Source organism: Streptomyces sp. NPDC031064 (assembly GCF_055570965.1).
Window position 1 is genome coordinate 200,611 of sequence record NZ_JBVIGF010000008.1, and the last position, 23,883, is coordinate 224,493.

Here is a 23,883-nt window from a genome sequence, read left to right on the forward strand (position 1 = left end):
CGGTCACCGGGGGCGGGGTCAGGGCGGGCGGTGGTCAGAGCGCCGGGTGGGCGTTCTTCATCAGCTCCTGGAACTGGGCCGAGAACCACTTGCCCGAGAGCGGGGCGTCGGGGAGGGCGCCCGACATGTTGTAGTTGTTCCGCGGGTTGCCCGTGTACGTGGGGTCGCACATGCGGTCGAAGCCCTTGCCCTCGTCGTTCGGGATCTCGCGGCTCGCCCCGTCCGACTCGCCCGGCGGCTTCATCCAGACGTACGCGTCGATGCCCGCCGCGGGCGCGGCCTTCGGGCGTTCACCGAGACCGGCGCCCGCCTGGTTGCACCAGTTGCCGGGGTTGATACGGCGGTCGTAGCGGCCGCCGTCGACGTACGTGTCGACGTTCGTCTGCGCGCCGGGGCCGGTCGGGCGGGCCGTGCCGCCCCAGCCGTTGCGGGAGGTGTCGATCAGCATGCCGAGGTTCGACGAGAAGCCGATCCGGATCAGCTCCGCCCGCATGGCCTGCGCGTACGACAGCTCGTCGGTGTACCGGTTCCAGTCGACCCACTTCGACTGGCGCACCGACACGCCGTTCACGGTGTCGTTGATCGTGAAGTGGTCCTCCTTCAGCGCGCTGTAGTTCGCCGTGTTCACGATGAAGCCGTGCACGTTGGCGACCGTCGAGCCCTCGGCCGTCGCCGCCTGCTTGAAGAGCTGGGCGGACGCGCCGAAGTTGTCGTCCCAGCCCAGCCAGCCGTGGTGGCCCGCGTCCACGTAGTTGTAGACGTTCTTGACGGCGCCCAGCTTGGCCAGCGCGTAGCCCACGCCCTTGATGTAGTTGCCGTTCGCCTTCATCACGTCGCAGTTCGGCGTGGCGGTCGGGCGCGGCGTCACGTTCGTGACGAGGTTCGGCAGGCTGTCGAGCTCGACCGTCGTGACGATGCGCAGGCCCGCGTACTTCGGGTCGGCCAGGATCGCCGCGATCGGGTCGATGTACTCCCGCTTGTAGCGGTCGATCTCCGTGGGGCCCAGCTCGCCGTTGGAGGCGAGGGCGGCGCAGTCGCGGCCCGGCAGGTTGTAGATGACCAACTGGACGGCGAGTTCGCCGGTGCCCTTCTGGCGCAGCGCCTCGTCGAGGTGGGCGCGCAGGCCCATGCCGCCGTTCACACCGTTGATCGCGGCGGTGCGGTCCAGCCAGACGCCGGTCGGCTGGTTGGAGATCCGGGTGCCGCCCGGCTCGGCGGCGGCCTTCGCGGACCACTCGGGGTTCACGTACACCTTGGCGCCCGCGTACGGGTTGTCGACGCGGGTGCCGACGGGCGGCGGCGGGTCGGTCGGCGGGTCCGTCGGGCCGCCGTTGCAGGTCACGCCGTTCAGCTTGAACGTCGTGGGTACGGCGTTGGTGCCGCTGTAGGAGGCGTTGAAGCCGAAGGAGGCGGAACCACCGGTGGCCAGGCTGCCGTTGTACGACACGTTCCTGGCGGTGACGGCGGCGCCGGTCTGCGTGGTGGTCGCGTTCCAGGACTGGGTGATGCGCTGGTCGCCAGCGTAGGTCCACTCCAGGGTCCAGGAGCTCACCGGGTCACCGGTGTTGGTGACGGTGACGTTGGCGCCGAAGCCGGTGCTCCACTGGTTGGTGACCTGGTAGTCGACCCGGCAGCCCGGGGCGGCTGCGCCGGCCGTGGTGCTCAGCGCGGTGGCGGTGGCGCCGGTCGCCGCCATCAGGGTGCAGGCGGCCAGTAACGCGGTGCGGCGGGAGGGCGGTGCGGCGGTTCTGCTGCGGCTCATGTCCGGTGCTACCTCTCGGTCGAGGGCGCGCGTCGGTGGTCGCGCGGCCCTGTGACGGATACGTACGGAGACGTGCGGAGACATGCGGACGTACGGAGACGTGCGGAACATGCGGAACGTGCGGGGACGTGCCGTGGTCGTCGCTGAGTCGCTCAGTCGCTGATCAGGCGTACGAGCGCGTCGCCGAGTCACCTGCCACGAGCCGCGGCGGGTGGTGGGAGGAGCGAGCGCCCGGTGGGCGTGCGAAGGCCCGTGCGACCATGCGCCGACCGAAAAAATGGAACCGCTCCCACTGGTGCAGCAGACCGTAGCGGCAAGTTCCGTCAAGGAACAGAGGGGCCGTCAATTTTCGCTGTCGATTTTCTTCGACTCTTCAAGCACCTTGACCGCTCGCCTCCCTCTCCTCATAGTGGGAGCGCTCCCACTGGTTCAAGGCTTGTGCACGACGATTCCCCACTCCGAGAGGAAGCCCCCGTGCGCAGAAGGCGGAACACCAGAACGCGCAACCTCCTCCTCGGCCTGGCGCTCGCAACAGGTGGACCCCGGCAACGGCGCCGTCAGGCATCGACTACGGCGACGCTACGGGGCGGTGACCGGGGTGGTGACCGCCGGCCGGGGTGCCGCGCGCATCCCGGCCCCGATGTGGAAACTCGGGTGCGGGGGCTGGTTGTAGGCGGTGTTCTGCCACGCCAGCCCCGTGCGGTACATGGTGTCGTGCAGCAGGGTGGTGATCCTCGTGCCCGTCTCGTACGGCGTCGAGTGAATCCGCAGCGCCCGGTTGTCCGACGTACGCCACACCACCTCCTCGCGCCAGTCGCCGAGGATGTCACCGGAGAGCGCCGGGGTCGCCTTGGTGCCGTTGTTGGACGCCACGGAGGCGCCGGTCAGCAGCCTGGTGTCACCACCGGTGCCGTACTTGTCGATCCGGGTGCCGTCCAGCAGCTCACGGGTGGTGTCCCCGTCCCACCAGCTCACGAAGTTGACGCTCGACGGCTCCCGCCCGAGCGGGGCCCCGGTCGCCGAGCGCAGCGTGGTGTCGGTGGCCGACCACGACTCGGCGCCGGGCGAGCCGGCGTGGACGTCGGCACAGACGCCCCTGCCGTTGTCGCCGCCCGACGCGGTCTGCCACAGCATCTGACCGGTACGGGCGTCGGCCATCCAGGAGCCGGGCTTGGCGCTGTCCTCGGACACCTTGAAGTACTCCAGCCCCGCCCGGGCCGGGTTCAGGTCCCCGACGTGGCCCGCGTCTCCGTGCCCGAGCCGCGTCGTCCACAGCCCGTTGCCGTTGTCGTCCACGGTCATCGCCCCGTACACGACCTCGTCCCGCCCGTCGCCGTCCACGTCCGCCACCGACAGGCTGTGGTTGCCCTGCCCGTCGTAGCCCTTGCCCGCGTTCGTCGAGGAGCTGGAGTCGAAGGTCCAGCGCCGGGTGAACCGCCCCTCGCGCCAGTCCCAGGCCGCGATCACGGTCCGGGTGTAGTACCCGCGCGCCATGATGAGCGAGGGCCGGGTGCCGTCCAGGTACGCGGTCCCGGCGAGGAACCGGTCGACGCGGTTGCCGTAACCGTCGCCCCAGGACGCCACGTTGCCGCGCGGCGGCACGTAGTCGACCGTCCCCATGGCGGCTCCGGTACGGCCGTTGAACATGGTGAGGTACTCGGGCCCGGCGAGGACGTACCCGCTGCCGTTCCGGTGGTCGGCGGACGCGTTGCCGATGGCCTTCCCCGTCCCGTCGACGGTCCCGTCGGCGGTCTTCATGGCGACCTCGGCCCGCCCGTCGCCGTCGTAGTCGTACACCTGGAACTGTGTGTAGTGCGCGCCGGAGCGGATGTTGCGCCCCAGGTCGATCCGCCACAGCCGGGTGCCGTCGAGCCGGATGCCGTCGACGACCGTGTTGCCGGTGTGGCCGGACTGCGAGTTGTCCTTGGCGTTGGTGGGCTGCCACTTGAGGACGAAGTCCAGCGCGCCGTCGCCGTCGAGGTCGCCGACGGACGCGTCGTTCGCCTCGTACGTGTACGCCACCCCGTCCGGCGTCGTGCCCCCGGCGGGCGGCGTGATGGGCACGTCCTTGTAGCCGGCCCGGAACTGCACGGCGTGGACGGAGTCGCCCTGCTCGACGCCGTCCACGACGGCGCGGACGGTGTAGTCGGCGTGGCTGGGCGCGCCGGGGTGGAAGTAGCTGGTGGCGCCGGTGACGGGCGTGGCGTTCACCTTCGTACCGGCCCGGTAGACGTTGAACGCCACGGTGTCGGGGTCGGTGCCGAGCCACCGCCAGCCGACCAGGTTGCCGGTCCCGGTGTGGACGCTGACGACGCCCCGGTCGAGCCGCTCCACCTGCCGGGCGGCCGCGGCCTCGGCCGCCACGGCGGGGGACGCGTGAAGGGCACAGACGGTGACGGTGGCCATGAGGGCGGAACGGCGACGTCTCGTGCGGGGGATCCGGTGCTGTGGGTGGTGCACGATTCCTCCTGTGGGGGAGAGGGTCGTGTTGCGTACCTCACAGTCGCCACTGCGCGGGGAAGCGTTGCCGGACCTCGCCGGGAACGACGTCGCCCGGAAACGGCCGAGGCCCCGGTTCCATGAACCGGGGCCTCGATCGATCAGGGTGAGTAACGGGACTCGAACCCGCGACATCCTGGACCACAACCAGGTGCTCTACCAACTGAGCTATACCCACCACGACCGGTCTTTTTCCCGACCGGCCGAGAAAAAGTGTACAGGGTCCGGGAGGGTGCTCGCTCCCGCCTTTCGGGCGGCCGGGTGACGTGCCCGGGAGCCGGTCGCCGGGCTACTCCGGCAGGACGTGGCGCGCGGCGATCTGCTTCGCCGTCTCCGAGTCCGGGCCGGGCTGCGGGACGAAGATCGCCTCGCGGTAGTAGCGCAGCTCGGCGATGGACTCACGGATGTCGGCGAGCGCCCGGTGGTTGCCGGCCTTCTCCGGACTGTTGAAGTACGCCCTCGGGTACCAGCGGCGGGCCAGCTCCTTGACCGAGGAGACATCGACGATCCGGTAGTGGAGGTAGTCCTCCAGCGTCGGCATGTCACGCAGCAGGAAGCCGCGGTCGGTGGAGACCGAGTTCCCGCACAGCGGGGCCTTGCCGGGCTCCTTGACGTGTTCGCGTACGTAGGCGAGGACCTGCTCCTCGGCGTCGGCGAGGGTGGTGCCGTGGGGGAGCTCGTCCAGCAGCCCCGAGGCGGTGTGCATCTGGCGCACCACGTCGGGCATGGTCTCCAGCGCCGCGTCCGGCGGGCGGATCACGATGTCCACACCTTGACCGAGTACGTTCAGTTCCGAGTCGGTGACCAGTGCGGCCACCTCGATGAGTGCGTCATCCGTCAGCGAGAGCCCGGTCATCTCGCAGTCGATCCACACCATGCGATCGTTCATGCGTCCTACCTTAGAGGGGCGGCCGCCGGGGGGACGCGTGTCCGCTTCCCCTCGACGGCCGCCCCTCGATGGCGGTGGGCGCCCGCTACGGCGCGCTGCGCTGGCCCGGGAGGGCCGCCCGGCCGCCCGTGAAGGCGTCCGCGTGCGCCTTGCCGTGCCCGTGTGCGTGGCCGTGCCCGTGCTCCGGCGGGGCCGCGGAGGTCGCCGTCGGGCCCGCCGCGGTGGACGCCGCGGCCGCCCGTCTCGCCGCCGACGGCACCTGGGACGGCACCATCGACTCCACCATGCCCGGCGGCCCCGACGGCCCCGCCGGGTCGCCCTGCGGGCGCCGGGCCCGGTAGGCGGCCCGGTAGGCGGCGGGCGAGGAGCCGAGCTGGCGGCGGAAGTGCCCGCGCAGCGCGACGGGCGAGCGGAAGCCGCAGCGCCCGGCCACCTCGTCGACCGAGTAGTCGGACGTCTCCAGCAGCCGCTGCGCCTGGAGCACCCGCTGGGTGATCAGCCACTGGAGCGGGGCGGACCCCGTCAGTGAGCGGAAGCGCCGGTCGAAGGTCCGCCGGCTCATGTACGCGCGGGCCGCCAGCGTCTCCACGTCGAACTGCTCGTGGAGGTGCTCCAGCGCCCAGGCGACCACCTCGGCCAGCGGGTCGGCGCCGATCTCCTCCGGCAGCGACCGGTCGAGATAACGCTCCTGTCCGCCGCTGCGCCGGGGCGGCACGACGAGCCGGCGGGCGAGTGCCCCGGCCGCCTCCGTCCCGTGGTCGGTGCGCACGATGTGCAGACAGAGGTCGATCCCGGCCGCCGTTCCGGCGGAGGTGAGTACGTCGCCGTCGTCGACGAACAGCTCCCGCGGGTCCACATGGACCGACGGATAGCGCTTGGCGAGCGTCGGCGCGTACATCCAGTGCGTGGTGGCGGGCCGCCCGTCCAGTAAACCGGCGGCGGCGAGCACGAACGCGCCGGTGCACAGGCCGACGATGCGGGCGCCCTCCTCGTGTGCGCGGCGCAGCGCGTCGAGCGCCTCGGCCGGTGGCGGCGAGGTGATCGACCGCCAGGCCGGTACGACGACGGTGCCGGCCCGGCTGATGGCCTCCAGCCCGTACGGCGCGGTCAGTTCGAGCCCGCCGGTGGTCCGCAGCGGTCCGTCCTCGCCCGCGCAGACGAGCAGCCTGTAGCGCGGAACTCCGGCGTCCTGGCGGTCAATCCCGAACACCGAGAGTGGGATCGAACTCTCGAAGATGGGGCCGCCGCTGAACAGCAGCACTGCGACGACCTCGCGACGGCGCCGGCCGGACAGTTTGCGTCCGGTCTCCGGTGCGGCGGAGTCCTGGCTCATGACGCTAAGCCCCCCTCGGTGTTCGCGTCTCCTAGGTCCTGTCGCTCCTGCACGATTCCCCTCGGTTTTGCACGAGTCCCCAGTCTTCGATAGTCATGATCGAATCTACTGTGTCCCGTGGCACCGGAGCGACAAGTTCCGTATTCGGCACTATGTCGACAAGGCAACTTGGCGCGAAGCATTCGATCACGAAGCGTTCCACTCGCGGACTCCGCAGGGAAGTGCGCCTCGCGCGCATGGCCCATCCACGTAGGGTGCGAGCGGCCCCCTCGGTCCTTTCTCGCCTGGTGACAAGGGGGTTGGCAGGCCATTCTGGCAAGGAATGGCCAGTGCGCTGAAGTTGGCTGAAAACATACGGGCGCGAGTGTGCGAACGCGTCAGTCCACGGGCGCACACCCCGCACCGCGGCGGCCCCCTCGGTGCGCTCCGGTGCCGGGTCGCGAGTGCCGGCCGCCGCGGTGCGGCGCGGCCGGCCGCCGGCTCTCCTCGGCCATCCGCTCCGAGCGGCGCAGCAGCACCCGGCAGGCGGCGGTCACGGCGGCCAGCCCGACGGCGGTCCCGGCGGCGCCGCCGAAGGACGTGCCGTACACGAGGAGGATCACGGGGACCAGGGCGCAACTGAAGGCCGCCCAGCGGACCACGTCGCTCGCCGACTCGGACGCGGACGACGGGGCGGGGGCGGGCGGGTGTGCGGGCACGGGGGCTCCCTGCTGGCTGCGGTATGACCGGTCGGACCGTGTGGCCAACGACGACCGGCCGCCCCGGTCACTGCCCCCGGGGCCGGATGGCCGGGCAGGGGGGGGGCGGGCCCGGCTGCGGAGCGTGGTCGGGCGGCTACGGCAGGTGCGCGGCGCGGGGTGGCCGTCCCGGCGGGGTGGCGGCGGGGTGGCCGTCCGGCGGGCCGGGCGCCTGCGGGCCTCCGGCCGCCCGGGCCGGTGAGTGGCCGCCTGGGCTGGTGAGTGGCCGCCCGGGTGGCCACGGCGCCGGTGGGGAGGCCGTGGCGGTGCGGTCGGGGCGGTTCCGGGGCGGTCCCGGCGGCGGGCGGCGGACCGCTGTAAGGGGCATCCGGCATTGCCATACGGGACCGGCTCGTGCATGCTCCCTGGAACGCCGTGTGCCGCCGCAGCAGGGTGGCGGGCACTGGGCAGCGGAGGAGTGCCGCCGTACCCTTGGGGGTATGGGGTTGGGAAGATGATTCCCGGACACACCTCCGCCGCCAACCGTTGCACCCCTGCTCCTTCCCAAGAGGACTTCTTCGCCGAGACACCGATGGCCGGTCACGAATTCCCTGAACCCGCGGACCGCAGGCAGGTCGCCGACTCCCCGGTCGACCCCCTCGCGGCGGAAGAGACGCGCCACTCCTGCGACCCCGCCTTCCAGCACGGAGTGGTGGTCGGCTTCGACGGCTCGACCTCCAGTGAGCGGGCGCTCGCGTACGCCATCGGCATGGCCCGGCGGTCCGGCTCCGGCCTGATCATCGTGCACGTGGCGAACCGGCTGCCCACCACCGTGTGGGCCGGCTGCGAGCCGCCCGTCTTCGTCGACGTACCGGACCACCGCACCGAGGTCCTCGGTCTGGAGCTGGCCTGTGCGGACTACCTCTCCGAGGTGCCGTGGATCCTCGTCGAGCGCGGCGGGGACATCTGCCACGAGCTGGAGGAGGTCGGCCGCGAGTACTCGGCCGACGCCATCGTCGTCGGCTCCACGCACGGGATCGTCGGCCGCATGTTCGGCTCGGTCGCCGGACGGCTCGCGCGGCGCGCGCAGCGGCCGGTCGTCGTCATCCCGTAGCCCCGCCGTTATCCGCCGGTGATGCGGCGTCAATTTCCCTCCCCGTAGGCGAAATTCGGCCGCCCCGCGAGGTGGGTTGTGCGCTTGTGAAGGGTATATCCAGGTGGCTGGGAAGCAGCACAACTGCACATGAGCATGAAGGGAGCCCGCCGTGGACAACGACGTCTCTGCGGGGAGCACCACCTCTACTCTCGGCCACCTCGCACTCGGTCTGACGCTGCTGGCGTACGGCGTCGGCGGCACCGGTGTGATCGACAACGTCGCGGCCTCCGACGCCGCGGCCCTCGCCACCTGGGTCGGCGGGGTCGCCCTCTTCGCCGCCGGCCTCCTCGAACTGCGCGCGGGCAACGGCCGCACCGGCACCGCCTTCGCCGGCCTCGGCGCCTTCTGGTTCGCCTGGGGCAACGGAGTGGACGGCGGCGCGGTCTCCGCCGAGGCCGCCGGGCTGTTCATGGTCCTGTGGGCGATGCTGTCGCTCACCCTGACCACGGCCGCCTCCGGCAGCGGGCTGCTCGGTCAGGGCGTGTACGGGCTGCTGACGCTCTCCCTGCTGCTCTCCGGCATCGGCGCCTTCGCGGACGCCTCCGCGCTCGGGCGGATCGGCGGCTGGGCTGCCGCGCTGGCGGGCCTCGGCGCCTGGTACGGCGCGACCGCGTCGCTCGCCAAGTGGCCGACGCTCAAAGGGCGCGCCGCGGGCCGGGGTGTGACGGCCACCGGCTGAAGCGGCCACTGAGGCCGGTGCAAGGGCGGCACCGGCCGTACGAAAAGGGTGACCCCCGGCGCGTTGGTGGCACGCGCCGGGGGTCGCCCCCTTTTGCGGCTAAACCGCCGCCGCTCTCGCGGAGGTGGTTGCTCGCCGCGGGGGTTGCTCAATTGTCGCTGCCGTTGTCACGGGCGGGATTTACTCGACCGTGACGGACTTGGCGAGGTTGCGCGGCTTGTCGATGTCCCGGCCGAGGGCCAGGGCGGTGTGGTAGGCGAGGAGCTGGAGCGGGATGCCCATCAGGATCGGGTCGAGCTCGTCCTCGTTCTTCGGGACGATGATCGTGTGGTCCGCCTTCTCCTGCTCCTGGTGCGCGACCGCGAGGATTTTGCCGCTGCGGGCCTTGATCTCCTCCATCGCGGCCCGGTTCTTCTCCAGCAGGGAGTCGTTCGGGACGATCGCGACGGTCGGCATGGCGGGCTCGATGAGCGCGAGCGGGCCGTGCTTGAGCTCGGAGGCGGGGTACGCCTCGGCGTGGATGTAGGAGATCTCCTTGAGCTTCAGGGAGGCCTCCAGGGCGACCGGGTAGCCCCGGACACGGCCGATGAACATCATCGACTTGGCGTCCGCGTACACGGCGGCGAGCTTCTTGATGTCCTCCTCGCCCTTGAGGATCTCCTGGATCTGGCCGGGCAGCTTGCGCAGGCCCTCGATGATCCGCTTGCCGTCGGCGACCGACAGGTCGCGGATACGGCCCAGGTGCAGGGCGAGCAGGGCGAAGGCGACGACCGTGTTGGTGAAGCACTTGGTGGAGACCACGCAGACCTCCGGGCCGGCGTGCACGTACACGCCGCCGTCCGCCTCGCGGGCGATGGCGGAGCCGACCACGTTCACCACGCCGAGGACGCGGGCGCCCTTGCGCTTGAGCTCCTGGACGGCGGCCAGCACGTCGTACGTCTCACCGGACTGCGAGACGGCGATGTAGAGCGTGTCGGGGTCCACGACCGGGTTGCGGTAGCGGAACTCGGAGGCCGGCTCGGAGTCGGCCGGGATGCGGGCCAGGCCCTCGATCAGCGAGGCGCCGATCATGCCGGCGTGGTACGAGGTTCCACAGCCGAGGATCTTGACGCGGCGGATGCCACGGGCCTCGCGGGCGTCCAGGTTGAGGCCGCCCAGGTGCACGGTGGAGAACTTCTCGTCGATGCGGCCGCGCAGGACGCGGTCGACGGCGTCGGCCTGCTCCGAGATCTCCTTGTGCATGTACGTGTCGTGACCGCCCATGTCGTAGGAGGCGGCCTCCCACTCCACGGTCTCGGGGGTGGCGGTGGTCAGCGTGCCCGAGGTGGTGTACGTGCGGAACTCGTCGGCCTTGAGGGTGGCCATCTCGCCGTCGTCGAGGGTGACGATCTGGCGGGTGTGGGCGATCAGCGCGGCGATGTCGGAGGCGACGAGCATCTCCTTCTCGCCGATGCCGAGGACGACCGGGGAGCCGTTGCGGGCGACGACGATGCGGTCGTTGAAGTCGGCGTGCATGACGGCGATGCCGTACGTGCCCTCGACGACCTTGAGCGCCTCGCGGACCTTCTCCTCCAGGGTCTCGGCCTGGGAGCGGGCGATCAGGTGGGTGAGGACCTCGGTGTCGGTCTCGGAGGCGAAGACCACGCCGTCCGCCTCGAGCTTGGCGCGCAGCTCCTGGGCGTTGTCGACGATGCCGTTGTGGACGACCGCGACCTTGTTCTCGGGGTCCATGTGCGGGTGCGAGTTGATGTCGCTCGGGGCGCCGTGCGTGGCCCAGCGGGTGTGGGCGATGCCGGTGGTGCCGGTGAAGCGCTTGGGGACCCGGGCCTCCAGGTCACGGACCCTGCCCTTGGCCTTGACCATCTTCAGGCCGGTGGACTTCGGGCTGGTGATCACCATGCCCGCCGAGTCGTATCCCCGGTACTCCAGCCGCGCCAGACCTTCCAGCAGCAGCGGAGCCACGTCACGCTTACCGATGTAACCGACGATTCCGCACATAAAGTGTTGCCCCTCCAGGTGTGTGGTGTGTGCTCGGCCCGAGACGTTCAGCCGTAGACGATGCGGCGCAGTTGCCGGAGCGAGAGCTCCGGGGGCGCCACGGCGCGGTGCGGCAGCTCGGCCGCGATGCGCTCGAAGATCGTGGCGTTCACCTCGCCACCGGATTGCAGCTCGCGGTGGCGGCGGCGGACGAACTCCTCGGTCGTCTCGTCGAAGTACGCCAGCACGTCGAGCACCACCCGGGCGGCCTCACCGCGCTGGAGCGCGGTGCTGCGGACCAGGTGGTCGATGAGGTCGTCGTGCGACGGGCGGTGTTCGAGCACCCGTAGATAGTGAAGGACACGGGTATGGATGGCAAAAATCCTGCCCGATATCGGGCAGAGATGAGTCCGTTTTGGTCAGAGTTGCTTGAGAACCGCCTGTTTCGCGGTGGCGAACTCGTCGTCGGTGAGGACCCCGGTCCGGTGCAGCTCGCCCAGCTCCCGCAGCCGCCGCAGCAGTACGTCATGGTCGGCGGCGGCGGGCGCCGGCTCCGGTGCGGGCGGTGCTTCCGCCGCCGGGAGGGCGGCCACCGGGGCGTTCGGGTGCGGCAGCCGCGCCACCACGGCGGCGCCGACCAGCGCCATCAGCGGGTCCTTGCGGAAGCCCCACAGCTCCACGGCGTGCGGGTCGTACTTGGGCGCCGGGGGAGCGGCCGCCGTGCCGTCGGTACGGAAGCGCAGGTAGCCGTTCTCCAGCCCGGCGGCCGGCAGCCACTCCACGGCCCGGACGTCGGCCACCGCCAGGGTGCGGTCGCCCCCGGACGCCTTGGACTCCTCGGTCTTCCAGTTCCACTCCAGGCGGACGCGTTCCCCGTCGAACGTCACCGTGGCGTCGCCCGCGCCGACGGTGATCGGCAGGGACGGCACCGGGAGCAGGTAGGTGTCCACGGGTCCGCTCTCCACCTGCTCCAGCAGCAGCGCGTGGCGCACCTCGTCCACGAAGTACTCCGCCACCCCGCCGCGGTCGTTCGCCACCGCCAGCCGGTACGGATCGGAGCCGTCCGCCAGCCCGCCGCCGGTGATCTGGAGCAGCGGGCAGGCGCCGTCCCGCAGCCGCAACCGCAGCCGGCCCGCCTTCTTCCCCGCCTCGAACGAGATCCCGGCCAACGCCCGCAGCGGAACGGTCACTTCGCCGAGCGTCCTGCGCAGCGGCCCCACGCTCTTGTCGCCACCCGGCACGATACGTATGACGTCCCCGTCGAAACTCCAGGTCCCGTCCTTCTGGATGATCTCCGTCATGGGGAGGATTCTGGCATTGGAGGGGGCGGGAAGTGGTCTACACCTTGACCCGTCCTGAGGCGCACGGTACGCATGGTGACCGTTCGGTTGCTCTGCACCACAGTTGCGAGGCCCGTCGAAGGGACCAGCTCGTGAGACAGCACAGAACGTTCCCCCGCCTCCGCCTCCTCGGCTCGCTGCTGCTCGTCGTGGCGGCCGGGGCCGCCGGCATCGGGGCCGCGCCCGGTGGTGCCGCGCCCGGCCGGGCCGCCGCCGCGTCGGGCCCCCGGCCGCTCGGCGACATCGTGCCCGTACCCGCCTCCGTACGCCCCGGTGGCAGCCCGTACACCCTCACCGCGCGCACCCGCATCCACGTGGACGACGACTCGCGCGAGGCGCGCCGGATCGGGGCGTACCTCGCGGACGTGCTGCGGCCGTCCACCGGGTACGCGCTGCCCGTCGTGGACGACGACGAGGGGCCCGGTGGCATCCGGCTGCGGCTCAGCGGCCGTGAGTCGGCGCTGGGCGAGGAGGGCTACCGGATGGAGTCCGGTCGCCGGGGCGTCACCGTCACCGCCCGCACGCCCGCCGGGCTCTTCCACGGCGTCCAGACGCTGCGGCAGCAGTTGCCGGCCTCCATAGAGGAGGGCACCCGCCAAAGCGGCCCCTGGCAGGTCGCGGGCGGCACCATCACCGACACGCCCCGCTTCGGCTACCGGGGCGCGATGCTCGACGTCTCCCGGCACTTCTTCACCGTCGAGCAGGTCAAGCGCTACATCGACCGGATGGCGCTCTACAAGATCAACAAGCTGCACCTGCACCTGAGCGACGACCAGGGCTGGCGCATCGCCGTCGACTCCTGGCCGCGCCTGGCCACCTACGGCGGCTCCACCCAGGTCGGCGGCGGGCCCGGCGGCTACTACACCAAGGCCCAGTACAGGGACATCGTCGCCCACGCCGCCTCCCGCCACCTGGAGGTCGTGCCCGAGATCGACATGCCCGGCCACACCAACGCCGCCCTCGCCTCGTACGCCGAGCTGAACTGCGACGGCGTCGCCCCGCCCCTCTACACGGGCACGGCCGTCGGCTTCAGCAGCCTGTGCGTGGGCAAGGACATCACCTACGACTTCGTCGACGACGTCATCCGCGAGCTCGCCGCGCTCACCCCCGGCCGGTACATCCACATCGGCGGCGACGAGGCGCACTCCACCAGCCACGAGGACTACGTCGCCTTCATGGACCGGGCCCAGGCGACCGTGGCGAAGTACGGCAAGACCGTCATCGGCTGGCACCAGCTCACCGGCGCGAACCCCGCCAAGGGCGCCCTCGCCCAGTACTGGGGCCTGGACCGCACCAGCGACGCCGAGAAGGCGCGGGTGGCGCGGGCCGCGCAGAACGGCACCGGGCTGATCCTGTCGCCCGCCGACCGGCTCTACCTCGACATGAAGTACACCAAGGACACCCCGCTCGGCCTGTCCTGGGCCGGGTACGTCGAGGTCCGGCGCTCGTACGACTGGGACCCGGCGACCTACCTCCCGGGCGTGCCCGCTTCGGCCGTCGCCGGCGTCGAGGCGCCGCTGTGGACGGAGACCATCTCGTCGAACGCGCACATCGACCACATGGCGTTCCCCAGGCTGCTCGGCGCCGCCGAGCTGGGCTGGTCCCCGGCCGCCTCGCACGACTGGGAGGCGTACAAGCAGCGGCTCGCGGGGCAGGGGCCGCGCCTGGCGGCACTGGGCGTCGACTTCTACCGGTCGCCGCAGGTGCCGTGGAGGACGGAGTAGGCGGGGTCGGCCGGAAAGGAGCCGGCGCCCGGGGACCGTACCCGGGCGCCGGCCGCCGGAGTCAGGCGTCCTGCTCCGACGTGTCCGGGGCCTCGCGCAGGGCGTCCTCGCTCAAGCCCTTGCGCCAGTAGCCGACGAACGTCACGCGCCGGCGGTCGATGCCGCGCTCGCCCACCAGGTGGCGGCGCAGTGCCCTGACCGAGCCGGCCTCGCCCGCGATCCAGGCGTAGGGGGCCGTGCCGGACAGCCCGGCGGCGCGCACGGCGTCGGCGGCGGCGGGCGCGCCCTCCTCCCGTACCAGCCAGGTGACGGTGGCGTCCGCCGCCGTCCGCGGCTCCAGCCGGTCGGCGGTGTACGGGACTTCGAGCCACACCTGTGCCCGTATCCCGGCGGGGAGCGACTCCAGGATCGACGAGGCGGCGGGCAGCGCCGTCTCGTCGGCCCAGATCAGCACCTCGTCCGCGTCCTCGGGCAACCGGAAACGCACACCGGTGTTGTCGGCGACGGTCGGGCCGAGGACGACCACGCGGTCGCCCTCCGAGGCTCGCGCGGCCCAGCGGCACGCCGGGCCGCCGCCGTCCTCATGGAGGGCGAAGTCGATGTCGATCTCGTCGAGGTCCCGGCGCTGTGCCCGCACGGTGTACGAGCGCATCACCGCCCGTACGTCGTCGGGCATGGCCCGCCACGCGCCGAGCGCGCCGTACAGGTCGCCGTCCTCCAGGGGCGGCATGACCGGCTCCGGCTGGCCCGGGTGCGGCAGGAACAGCGACAGGCTCTGGTCCCGGCCCCCGGAGGCGAAGCCCTTCAGCCCCGGCCCGGCAGCTTCGGCAGCCCTGGTCGCCCCGGCAGTCCCTGTGGCCCCGTCAGCCCCGGTCGCCTCGGCGAAGGTGACGCGCACCATCGACGGGCTGAGCCGCCGGGTCCGCACCACCTTCAGGGGGAAGAAACCGAACATGCGGCTCAGGCCACCTTCTTGGCGTTCTCGATGGCGGTGGCGAGGTCCTCCAGGAGGACGGCGCACTTGTCGTAGGAGTAGATCGGCTCGGTGAAGCGCGGGATCACCTGGCCGGCCTTGACGGCGGGCAACTGCGTCCAGGTCGGCTTGGACTTCAGGTCCGCGGGCTGGATGGCCTGGCTGCGGTTGTCCATCATGATGATGTCGGCCGGGTACTTGTCGAGGTTCTCCCAGCTCAGCTCCTCGAAGTAGCCCTGGGCGTTCACCTTCGGCCGCACGAACTTCACGCCCAGTTCCTCGAAGTACGCGGTGTCCGCGGACATCTTGGCGAGCGAGACGTAGAACAGCTCCGCGCTGGCCGAGCCGATCATGACGCGGATCTCGGGCCGGGCCTTCGCGGCGGCGCGCAGCCGTCCGGCGGCCTTCTCGAAGCGGGCCTTGGCGTCGACCGTCTTCTTGTCCTTCAGGTCCGCGCCCAGTGACTCGGCGAGCTGGGCGTGGCGCTCCAGGGCCTTGGGCATCGTGGTGTTGGCGGCCCACAGCGCGACGGTCGGCGCCAGTTTGACGATCTTGTCGTGGGACTGCGGCGGCAGGTACCACAGCACGTCCTTGTCCCACATCGCCGAGACCAGCAGCTCGGGCTCCAGCTTCAGGTACTCCTCGATGTTGAAGGTGCCCCAGACGTTGCCCAGGTTCTTCACCTTCGTGACGTCGAGGTCACCGGCCTGGATGTCGGCCTTGTCCTTGCCGGTCTTCGGGTCCTTGACGGTCGTCGGGCCGAAAACGCCCTTGACCTCGATGCCGTAGTCGTGGAGGGCGGCGGCGGTGCCGATGAAGGCGACGATGTTCTTGGGGGTGGACTTCAGCTCGACCTTCTTGCCGCGGTCGTCGGTGAACTTCCACGGGCCGGACTTCCCACCGGCCTCGGCCGAGCCCTTGCCGTCCTTGTCGGTGCCGCCGCACGCCACGAGCGCGGCACCGAGCCCGAGGGCGCCGCCCGCGGCGAGCAGACCGCGACGGGTGAGGTGGGTGGCTCGGGCGTTGCTGGGCATGGCGAGTCGCTTTCGTACGGCCGCATTCGGCCACTGGTCGAGGTCGAAGGTAGGTTAGCCTAACCTCAGGACTCGTCCAGAGGGTGCCCCGGTGTGCGATGGAGCACGGCCGGCCGCCGCCAGTGGGTGACGGCGGCCGCGACGCACGCCCGGGGGTCAGGCGGACAGGCCCAACTCCCGCGCGATCAGCATGCGCTGGACCTCGCTCGTGCCCTCGCCGATCTCCAGGATCTTGGAGTCGCGCCACATCCGGGCCACCGGGTACTCGTTCATGAAGCCGTAGCCGCCGTGGATCTGGGTGGCCTCGCGGGCGTTGTCGACGGCGACCGTCGACGAGTACAGCTTCGCCAGCGCCGCCTCCTTCTTGAACGGCTCACCGCTCACCAGGCGGGACGCCGCGTCACGCCAGCCGATCCGGGCCATGTGCGCCCGCATCTCCATGTCGGCGATCTTGAACTGGATGGCCTGGTTGTCGCCGATGGGCCGCCCGAAGGCGTGCCGCTCCTTGGCGTACTTCACCGACTCGTCCACGCACCCCTGCGCCAGGCCCGTCGCCAGCGCCGAGATCGCGATCCGGCCCTCGTCGAGGATGCGGAGGAACTGGGCGTACCCGCGCCCCTCCTCGCCGAGCAGGTTCGTCACCGGGACGCGGACGTCGGAGAAGGACAGCTCACGGGTGTCCGAGGCGTTCCAGCCGACCTTGGAGTAGGGCGCCGCGACCGTGAAACCGGGGGTGCCCGACGGGACGATGATCGAGGAGATCAGCGGCTTGCCCTCAGGGGTGCGGCCGGTGACGGCGGTGACCGTGACCAGGCCCGTGATGTCCGTACCGGAGTTGGTGATGAAGCACTTGGAGCCGTTGATGACCCACTCGTCGCCGTCCCGCACGGCCGTGGTGCGGGTGCCGCCCGCGTCCGAGCCCGCGCCCGGCTCGGTCAGCCCGAACGCGCCCAGGATCTCCCCGCTGCACATGCGCGGCAGCCACTCCCGCTTCTGCTCCTCGGTGCCGAAGCGGTAGACCGGCATCGCGCCGAGCGAGACGCCCGCCTCCAGGGTGATGGCCACGGACGAGTCGACGCGGGCCAGCTCCTCCAGGGCGATGCCGAGGGCGAGGTAGTCGCCGCCCATGCCGCCGTACTCCTCCGGGAAGGGCAGGCCGAACAGGCCCATCTGCCCCATCTCGCGGACGATCTCGTACGGGAACTCATGGCGCTCGTAGAAGTCCCCGATCTTCGGGGCGACGACCTCGCGGGCGAACTCCTCCACGGTACGGCGCAGTTCCTCGTGCTCCGGTGAGAGCCGGTGGTCCAGGGACATGTCTCAGGACTCCTTGTGGGAGGCCGCGCCGCCGAGGGCGCGGACGGTGCGGGACGGGCTGGGACGGCCCAGTTGTCCGGCCAGCCACACGCTCGTGGCGGTGAGCCGGCCGAGGTCGACCCCGGTGTCGATGCCGAGGCCGTGGAGCATCCACACGAGGTCTTCGGTGGCGAGGTTGCCGGTGGCGGACTTGGCGTACGGGCAGCCGCCGAGGCCACCGGCGGAGGCGTCGACCGTGGTGACGCCGTGCTGGAGGGCGGCGAGGGTGTTGGCGAGCGCCTGGCCGTAGGTGTCGTGGAAGTGCACGGCCAGCGCGTCCGTCGGGATGCCCGCGTCGTTCAGCGCGGTGAGGAGCCGGGCCACGTGGCCGGGGGTGGCCACGCCGATGGTGTCGCCCAGGCTCAGCTCGTCGCAGCCCATGTCCTTCAGGCGCCGGCAGACGGCGACCACCTGGCCGACCGGGACGGGGCCTTCCCAGGGGTCGCCGAAGCACATGGACAGGTACCCGCGCACGGTGAGGCCGTGCTCGATGGCGCGGGTGACGACCGGGGCGAACATGGCGAGCGCCTCGTCGACCGTGCGGTTCAGGTTGGCCTTGGCGAACGACTCGGTGGCGCTGGCGAAGACGGCCACCTCACGCGCGCCGAGCGCCAGCGCGCGGTCCAGCCCCCGCTCGTTCGGCACGAGGACCGGCAGCCGTACGCCTTCGAGGTCCCTGACGAGCGGGAACAGCTTCTCGGCGTCGGCGAGCTGGGGGACCCACTTGGGGTGGACGAAGCTCGTCGCCTCGATGGTGGACAGCCCGGCGTCCGCGAGGCGCCGGATGAACTCGGCCTTCACCTCGGTGGGGACGACGCCCTGCTCGTTCTGGAGGCCGTCGCGCGCGCCGACCTCGTGGATGCGCACGCGCGCGGGCAGGCCGTCCGCGGGGAAGGCCATGGGAAGTCCGCCGGTCACTGCTCCTCCTTGGGGACCACCACGGCCAGCACCTGGTCCATGGCGACGGTGGTGCCGGGCGTGACGTCCAGCTCGGCGACGGTGCCGTCGTGCGGGGCGGAGATGACGTGCTCCATCTTCATGGCCTCGACGACCACCAGTCCCTGCCCGGCCGTCACCTCGTCGCCGACGGCCACCTTCACGACGGTGACCGTGCCCGGCATGGGCGCGGTGAGCGAATCGGCTCCCGCGTGGGCGGTCCGGCTGAGGGACGCCTCGACGGGGTCGTGGTCCAGGACGTTCCAACTGTCCCCGTCCCGGCCCAGCCACGTCCCGGCCCGGTGGAAGGTGTGGGTGAGGCCGTCCACGGTGACGGTGACCCGGTCGTCGGTCACGCGCGCGTGGCCCCGCGTCCGGTGCGCGACGGGTTCGAGTCCCGGTACGCGCAGCCAGTGCGTGACCGGCACGGGCTCCCCGCCGAGCCGCCAGCCGCTGGGCACCGAGAACGGGTCCGTCCAGCCGGTGGCGTCCGGCCGTGGCCCGAGCGCGGCCTCCCGTACCGCCGCGGCGGCTTCGTACACCTCCTCCGGCACGCCCTGGGGGACCAAGCCGTCCACGTCCCGCTCCACCAGGCCCGTGTCCAGGTCGCCCGTGACGACGTCCGGGTGGGCGAGGAGGCGGCGGAGGAAACCCGCGTTGGTCGGGACGCCGAGGGTGACCGTGTCGGCGAGTGCGGCGCGCAGCTTGCGCAGCGCGGTCGGGCGGTCGGGCCCGTGCACGATGACCTTCGCCAGCATCGGGTCGTACAGGCTGGACACCTCCGTGCCCTCGCTCAGACCCGAGTCGGTGCGCACCCCCTCACCCTGAGGCTCGTTCAGCGCCAGCACCGTGCCACCGGACGGCAGGAAGCCCCGGGAGCCCTCTTTAATGGACACAGTCTCGGCGCAGATACGGGCCTCGATGGAGTGGCCGGTCAGGGTGATGTCGTCCTGGGCGAACCCGAGCGGCTCCCCGGCGGCCACCCGCAACTGCCACTCCACCAGGTCCACGCCCGTGATCAGCTCGGTGACCGGGTGCTCGACCTGGAGCCGGGTGTTCATCTCCATGAAGTAGTACGCGGACGGGTCACCGCCCGGGACGATGAACTCCACCGTCCCCGCGCCCCGGTAGCCGCACGAGCGGGCCGCCTGGACGGCCGCCTCGCCCATCGCCGCGCGGGTCTTGTCGTCCAGCAGGACGGACGGGGCCTCTTCGATGATCTTCTGGTGGCGTCGCTGGAGCGAGCACTCGCGCTCGCCGAGGTGGACGACATTGCCGTGCCCGTCCGCCAGCACCTGGATCTCGATGTGCCGGGGCCGGTCGATCCACCGCTCGACCAGGAGCGTGTCGTCGCCGAACGACGCCCGCGCCTCGCGCCGGGCGGCCGCGATCTCGTCCAGCAGGGCCGACTCCACGCGCGTGAGGCGCATGCCCTTGCCGCCGCCGCCCGCCGAGGGCTTCAGCAGCACCGGCATGCCGATCTCGCGCGCGGCCGCCGCCAGTTCGTCGTCGCTCAGCCCGCTGCCCGAGGAGCCGGGCACCACCGGCACACCGGCGGCCTTCACCGTCTCCTTGGCGCGGATCTTGTCGCCCATGAGGGCGATCGCGGACGCCGGCGGCCCGATGAAGACCAGTCCGGCGTCCTCGCAGGCCTGGGCGAACGTGGCGTTCTCCGCCAGGAAGCCGTACCCGGGGTGGACCGCCTCGGCGCCGGTTCGCGCGGCCGCCTCCAGCAGCCGGTCCACGCGCAGATAGCTCTCGGCGGCGGCCGGCGGGCCGATCCGTACCGCCGTGTCCGCCTCCCTCACATGCCGGGCGTCGGCGTCCGCGTCGCTGAAGACGGCGACCGAGCGGATGCCGAGGGCCCGCAGCGTACGGATGACGCGGACCGCGATCTCGCCCCGGTTGGCGACAAGAACAGTCGTGAACATCAGTCCCTCACATCCGGAAGACGCCGAACTGGGGGTCTCCCAGCGGGGCGTTGGCACAGGCGGTCAGGGCCAGACCCAGCACCTGACGGGTCTCCAAGGGGTCGATCACGCCGTCGTCCCAGAGCCGGGCCGTCGCGTAGTAGGCGTTCCCCTGCTGCTCGTACTGCGCGCGGATCGGGTCCTTGAACGCCTCCTCGTCCTCGGCCGACCAGGCCTCCCCGCGCCCCTCGATCTGATCGCGCTTGACGGTGGCGAGGACGGAGGCGGCCTGCTCACCGCCCATGACGGAGATCTTGGCGTTGGGCCACATCCACAGGAACCGGGGGCTGTAGGCCCGGCCGCACATCGAGTAGTTGCCCGCGCCGTACGAACCGCCGACGACGACCGTCAGCTTGGGCACGCGCGTGCAGGCGACGGCGGTGACCATCTTGGCGCCGTGCTTGGCGATGCCGCCCGCCTCGTAGTCCCGGCCGACCATGAAGCCGGAGATGTTCTGGAGGAACAGCAGCGGGATGCCGCGCTGGTCGCACAGCTCGATGAAGTGGGCGCCCTTCTGGGCGGACTCGGCGAACAGGATGCCGTTGTTGGCGACGATCCCCACCGGGTGGCCGTGGATCCGGGCGAAGCCGGTGACGAGCGTCTGCCCGAACTCCGACTTGAACTCCTGGAACCGTGAGCCGTCCACGATCCGCGCGATGATCTCCCGCGCGTCGTAGGGCGTGCGCGAGTCGACCGGCACCGCGCCGTACAGCCCCGCCGGGTCGACCTTCGGCTCCTCGGCGGGCTCCACGGACCAGGGCAGCGGGCCGCGCGCGGGCAGCGTGGAGACGATGTTCCGCACGATACGGAGGGCGTGCGCGTCGTCCTCCGCGAGGTGGTCGGTGACGCCGGAGGTGCGGGAGTGGACCTCGCCGCCGCCCAGCTCCTCGGCCGTGACGACCTCGCCGGTCGCCGCCTTCACCAGCGGCGGGCCGCCCAGGAAGATCGTGCCCTGGTTCCGTACGATCACGGCCTCGTCGCTCATGGCGGGCACATAGGCCCCGCCCGCCGTGCAGGACCCCAGCACCGCGGCGATCTGCGGGATGCCGGCGCCCGACATCCGGGCCTGGTTGTAGAAGATCCGCCCGAAGTGCTCCCGGTCGGGGAAGACCTCGTCCTGCTTGGGCAGGAAGGCGCCGCCCGAGTCCACCAGGTACACGCACGGGAGGCGGTTCTCCAGGGCCACCTCCTGGGCGCGGAGGTGCTTCTTCACCGTCATCGGGTAGTACGTGCCGCCCTTGACCGTGGCGTCGTTCGCCACGACGACGACCTCGCGGCCGCTCACCCGGCCGATGCCGGCGATCACCCCGGCGGCCGGTGCCTGGTCGTCGTACATCCCGTTCGCCGCGAGGGGCGCCAGCTCCAGGAACGGCGACCCGGGATCGAGCAGGGTGTCGACGCGGTCGCGCGGCAGCAGCTTGCCGCGCGCGGTGTGCCGGGCGCGGGCCTTCTCGCCGCCTCCGAGGCGGGCGGCGGCCAGCCGGGCGCGCAGCCCGTCGGCCAGCTCGTGGTGCGCCGCCTCATTGGCCTGCCAGGCGGCGGAGGCCGGATCTGCCGTGCTGGTCAGCACAGGCGCCTGCTGCATCATGCCCCCAGTTAATGACCGTTAACGTATGTCCATCAGGTTAACGACCGCTAACCGCCTTGTCTAGAATCAATCCCATGAGCACCAGGACCGACGCCCCGACGCGCCGTGAGCAGATCCTCAAGGAGGCCGCCCGCCTCTTCGCCGAGCGCGGCTTCCACGGCGTAGGCGTCGACGAGATAGGAGCCGCGGTCGGCATCAGCGGCCCCGGCCTCTACCGGCACTTCCCCGGCAAGGACGCCATGCTGGCCGAGCTGCTGGTCGGCATCAGTGAGCGGCTCCTCGACGGCGGCCGGCGACGCGTACAGGAGGCGGCGGGCGACCCCGAGGCGCTGCTCGGCTCGCTCATCGACGGGCACATCGACTTCGCGCTCGACGACCGCCCCCTGATCACCCTGCACGACCGCGAGCTGGACCGCCTCCGGGAGACCGACCGAAAGAGGGTCCGCCAGCTCCAGCGGCAGTACGTCGAGCTCTGGGTCGCCGTGGTCCGCGAGCTCTACCCGGCGCCCCCGGAGGCGGAGGCCCGGGCCACCGTCCACGCCGTCTTCGGCCTGCTCAACTCCACCCCCCACATCGGCCTCCTCGGCCGCACGGCCATGGAGGGGCTGCTGCGCCGTCTGGCGCACGGGGCGTTCGGCTCGCTGGGGAGCCCGTCGGCCGACTGAGGCGCGCGACACGTCCACGGGGCGGAACCACCCCGCCACCCAGCGTGCTGGGGCGGCACAATGGGGCCATGCCGATACCCAGCCGTGCCGCCCTCGTCGAGCACCTCGTCCGTACCCGTATCGCCGGAGACGTCGCCACGCCGCGCGACAACAACCTCTCCCACTACCGCAAACTGGCGAACGGCGACCGCCACTACTGGCTCGGTCTGGAGCTGGGCGACCGGTGGACGGACGAGCAGGACGTGCTCGCCGTGATGGCGGAGCGGTGCGGGGTGAACGACGACCCGTCGCACCGGGCCGGGCAGGACACCATCGACCCGGAGCTGACCGTCGACGCGCTGGAGCGGGCGGCCGCGCGGCTGCGGAAGGCGGCGGCGGGCAGGCAGCGGGTGCTGTTCGCGACCGGGCACCCGGGTGCGCTGCTGGACGTGCACAGCAGAACCGCCGCCGCGTTGCGCGGCGCCGGGTGCGACATCGTGCGGATCCCGGGCGGGCTGATCGCGGACGAGGGGTACGTCGTGCAGTTCGCGGACGTCGCCGTCTTCGAGCGTGGCGCCAGCCTGTGGCACACCCATTCGCCCGAGCCGATGAACGCGATCCTGGACCACCTGGACGTGCAGCCGGACCTGGTCGTCGCCGACCACGGGTGGGCGGGCCGGGCGGGGCAGCGCGGGATCGACTCGGTCGGATACGCCGACTGCAACGACCCCGCCCTGTTCATCGGCGAGGCCGAGGGCACCATGCAGGTCACCATCCCGCTGGACGACCACGTCGTCGACCCGCGCTTCTACGAGCCGATGACGCAGTACCTCCTGGACGCGGCCGGGCTGCTCTGACCCGGGCCGCTCAGCGGACCTTCAGCCCGTGGCGGCGGCCGCCGCTCAGCTCGTGCCGCGCGGCCTCCATGAACGCGGCCCGCCGCTCCCGCTTGGCGGGCCGCGCCGCCTTCGCGGTGCCGCCCCGCACGCGTGCGTGGAGCGCCCCGGCGTAGTCCCGGGCGGCCTCGGCGGTCTCGTTCGCGCAGACCAGTTCGACGGCCTTGGTCGCCAGCCAGAGGTCGTGCAGCGCTTCCTCGTCGGTGCCGCACGCCTCCGAGAGCCCGAGGTTCCTGCTGTCGAGGACCAGCTCGATCCGCTGCGCGGAGCCGAGGAAGTCCATGATGGCCGCCTTCCGCTCCGCGCGTTCGGTGGCGGCCCGCTCCCACTGGTGGCGCCGGTTCTCGACCCGCGTCGCCAGGTGCTGGCCTATGAGCGTGCCCAGCGTGCCGAGCACAACTCCGGCCAGCGCCAGGGCCGTTCCCCCCGTCAGTGTTTCCATGGGCCCAA

20 protein-coding genes and 1 tRNA gene are annotated in these 23,883 nt (G+C 71.7%); 5 read left to right on the plus strand and 16 right to left on the minus strand.

The genetic code is table 11. The features are described from left to right. Window positions 1-34: 34 nt before the first annotated feature. The 6 genes from ACZ46W_RS27640 to ACZ46W_RS27665 form a co-directional block, all read right to left on the minus strand. Window positions 35-1,762, minus strand: a complete 1,728-nt coding sequence (locus ACZ46W_RS27640; RefSeq protein WP_468342863.1) for a glycoside hydrolase family 6 protein — start codon at window positions 1,760-1,762, stop codon at window positions 35-37. Between the two features lie 579 nt (window positions 1,763-2,341). Further along, on the minus strand, window positions 2,342-4,168 hold the full coding sequence (locus tag ACZ46W_RS27645) for a rhamnogalacturonan lyase (protein WP_468342866.1): 1,827 nt from the start codon (window positions 4,166-4,168) through the stop codon (window positions 2,342-2,344). A gap of 198 nt (window positions 4,169-4,366) precedes the next feature. Continuing rightward, window positions 4,367-4,439: transfer RNA gene (locus ACZ46W_RS27650), tRNA-His, on the minus strand. A gap of 111 nt (window positions 4,440-4,550) precedes the next feature. Continuing rightward, on the minus strand, window positions 4,551-5,150 hold the full coding sequence (gene orn, locus ACZ46W_RS27655) for an oligoribonuclease (protein WP_468342869.1): 600 nt from the start codon (window positions 5,148-5,150) through the stop codon (window positions 4,551-4,553). Between the two features lie 85 nt (window positions 5,151-5,235). Next, entirely contained in the window at window positions 5,236-6,483 is a 1,248-nt protein-coding gene (locus tag ACZ46W_RS27660) for a helix-turn-helix domain-containing protein (RefSeq protein ID WP_468342872.1), read from the minus strand. Between the two features lie 377 nt (window positions 6,484-6,860). Beyond that, complete coding sequence (locus tag ACZ46W_RS27665; RefSeq protein WP_468342875.1) at window positions 6,861-7,181, minus strand: hypothetical protein; 321 nt, start codon at window positions 7,179-7,181, stop codon at window positions 6,861-6,863. A 571-nt stretch (window positions 7,182-7,752) separates the two neighbouring features. Between ACZ46W_RS27665 and ACZ46W_RS27670 the strand changes: the two genes are divergently transcribed. Next, window positions 7,753-8,274 (plus strand): universal stress protein, encoded by a 522-nt coding sequence (locus ACZ46W_RS27670; protein WP_468342877.1) that lies wholly within the window; start codon window positions 7,753-7,755, stop codon window positions 8,272-8,274. A 151-nt stretch (window positions 8,275-8,425) separates the two neighbouring features. Beyond that, complete coding sequence (locus tag ACZ46W_RS27675; RefSeq protein ID WP_468342880.1) at window positions 8,426-8,995, plus strand: GPR1/FUN34/YaaH family transporter; 570 nt, start codon at window positions 8,426-8,428, stop codon at window positions 8,993-8,995. A 180-nt stretch (window positions 8,996-9,175) separates the two neighbouring features. Here the strand turns inward: ACZ46W_RS27675 and glmS are convergent, their stop codons facing one another. The 3 genes from glmS to ACZ46W_RS27690 form a co-directional block, all read right to left on the minus strand. Continuing rightward, window positions 9,176-10,993, minus strand: a complete 1,818-nt coding sequence (glmS, locus tag ACZ46W_RS27680) for a glutamine--fructose-6-phosphate transaminase (isomerizing) (RefSeq protein ID WP_468342883.1) — start codon at window positions 10,991-10,993, stop codon at window positions 9,176-9,178. A 47-nt stretch (window positions 10,994-11,040) separates the two neighbouring features. Continuing rightward, window positions 11,041-11,316 carry a hypothetical protein gene (locus ACZ46W_RS27685; RefSeq protein ID WP_064069380.1) on the minus strand — a complete coding sequence of 92 codons (276 nt, stop codon included), beginning with the start codon at window positions 11,314-11,316 and terminating at the stop codon, window positions 11,041-11,043. Window positions 11,317-11,391: 75 nt separating this feature from the next. After that, on the minus strand, window positions 11,392-12,273 hold the full coding sequence (locus ACZ46W_RS27690) for a DUF4429 domain-containing protein (RefSeq protein WP_468342886.1): 882 nt from the start codon (window positions 12,271-12,273) through the stop codon (window positions 11,392-11,394). 131 nt (window positions 12,274-12,404) lie between these two features. Between ACZ46W_RS27690 and ACZ46W_RS27695 the strand changes: the two genes are divergently transcribed. Then, window positions 12,405-14,036, plus strand: coding sequence for a beta-N-acetylhexosaminidase (locus ACZ46W_RS27695; RefSeq protein ID WP_468342889.1), 1,632 nt, complete (start codon window positions 12,405-12,407; stop codon window positions 14,034-14,036). A gap of 61 nt (window positions 14,037-14,097) precedes the next feature. Here the strand turns inward: ACZ46W_RS27695 and ACZ46W_RS27700 are convergent, their stop codons facing one another. The 6 genes from ACZ46W_RS27700 to ACZ46W_RS27725 form a co-directional block, all read right to left on the minus strand. Continuing rightward, a complete protein-coding gene (locus ACZ46W_RS27700) occupies window positions 14,098-14,991 on the minus strand; it encodes a siderophore-interacting protein (protein ID WP_468342892.1) in 894 nt (297 codons plus the stop codon). Window positions 14,992-14,996: 5 nt separating this feature from the next. After that, complete coding sequence (locus tag ACZ46W_RS27705; protein WP_468342894.1) at window positions 14,997-16,043, minus strand: ABC transporter substrate-binding protein; 1,047 nt, start codon at window positions 16,041-16,043, stop codon at window positions 14,997-14,999. A 156-nt stretch (window positions 16,044-16,199) separates the two neighbouring features. Further along, window positions 16,200-17,360, minus strand: a complete 1,161-nt coding sequence (locus ACZ46W_RS27710) for an acyl-CoA dehydrogenase family protein (RefSeq protein WP_468342896.1) — start codon at window positions 17,358-17,360, stop codon at window positions 16,200-16,202. 3 nt (window positions 17,361-17,363) lie between these two features. Further along, a complete protein-coding gene (locus tag ACZ46W_RS27715; protein WP_468343412.1) occupies window positions 17,364-18,299 on the minus strand; it encodes a hydroxymethylglutaryl-CoA lyase in 936 nt (311 codons plus the stop codon). 14 nt (window positions 18,300-18,313) lie between these two features. Beyond that, window positions 18,314-20,266: an acetyl/propionyl/methylcrotonyl-CoA carboxylase subunit alpha gene (locus ACZ46W_RS27720; protein ID WP_468342899.1), complete on the minus strand. Its 1,953-nt coding sequence runs from the start codon at window positions 20,264-20,266 to the stop codon at window positions 18,314-18,316. 7 nt (window positions 20,267-20,273) lie between these two features. Further along, window positions 20,274-21,890 carry a carboxyl transferase domain-containing protein gene (locus ACZ46W_RS27725; protein ID WP_468343415.1) on the minus strand — a complete coding sequence of 539 codons (1,617 nt, stop codon included), beginning with the start codon at window positions 21,888-21,890 and terminating at the stop codon, window positions 20,274-20,276. A gap of 77 nt (window positions 21,891-21,967) precedes the next feature. On the opposite strand from ACZ46W_RS27725, the gene ACZ46W_RS27730 reads away from it, so the two are divergent. Both ACZ46W_RS27730 and ACZ46W_RS27735 read left to right on the plus strand, forming a co-directional pair. Continuing rightward, entirely contained in the window at window positions 21,968-22,558 is a 591-nt protein-coding gene (locus tag ACZ46W_RS27730) for an SACE_7040 family transcriptional regulator (RefSeq protein ID WP_468342902.1), read from the plus strand. 68 nt (window positions 22,559-22,626) lie between these two features. Then, the gene (locus tag ACZ46W_RS27735) at window positions 22,627-23,394 is read left to right on the plus strand and encodes a phosphatase (protein ID WP_468342905.1); all 768 of its coding nucleotides are present in this window, start codon (window positions 22,627-22,629) and stop codon (window positions 23,392-23,394) included. A gap of 10 nt (window positions 23,395-23,404) precedes the next feature. Here the strand turns inward: ACZ46W_RS27735 and ACZ46W_RS27740 are convergent, their stop codons facing one another. After that, window positions 23,405-23,875, minus strand: coding sequence for a hypothetical protein (locus tag ACZ46W_RS27740; protein WP_468342908.1), 471 nt, complete (start codon window positions 23,873-23,875; stop codon window positions 23,405-23,407). Between the last annotated feature and the right edge of the window lie 8 nt (window positions 23,876-23,883).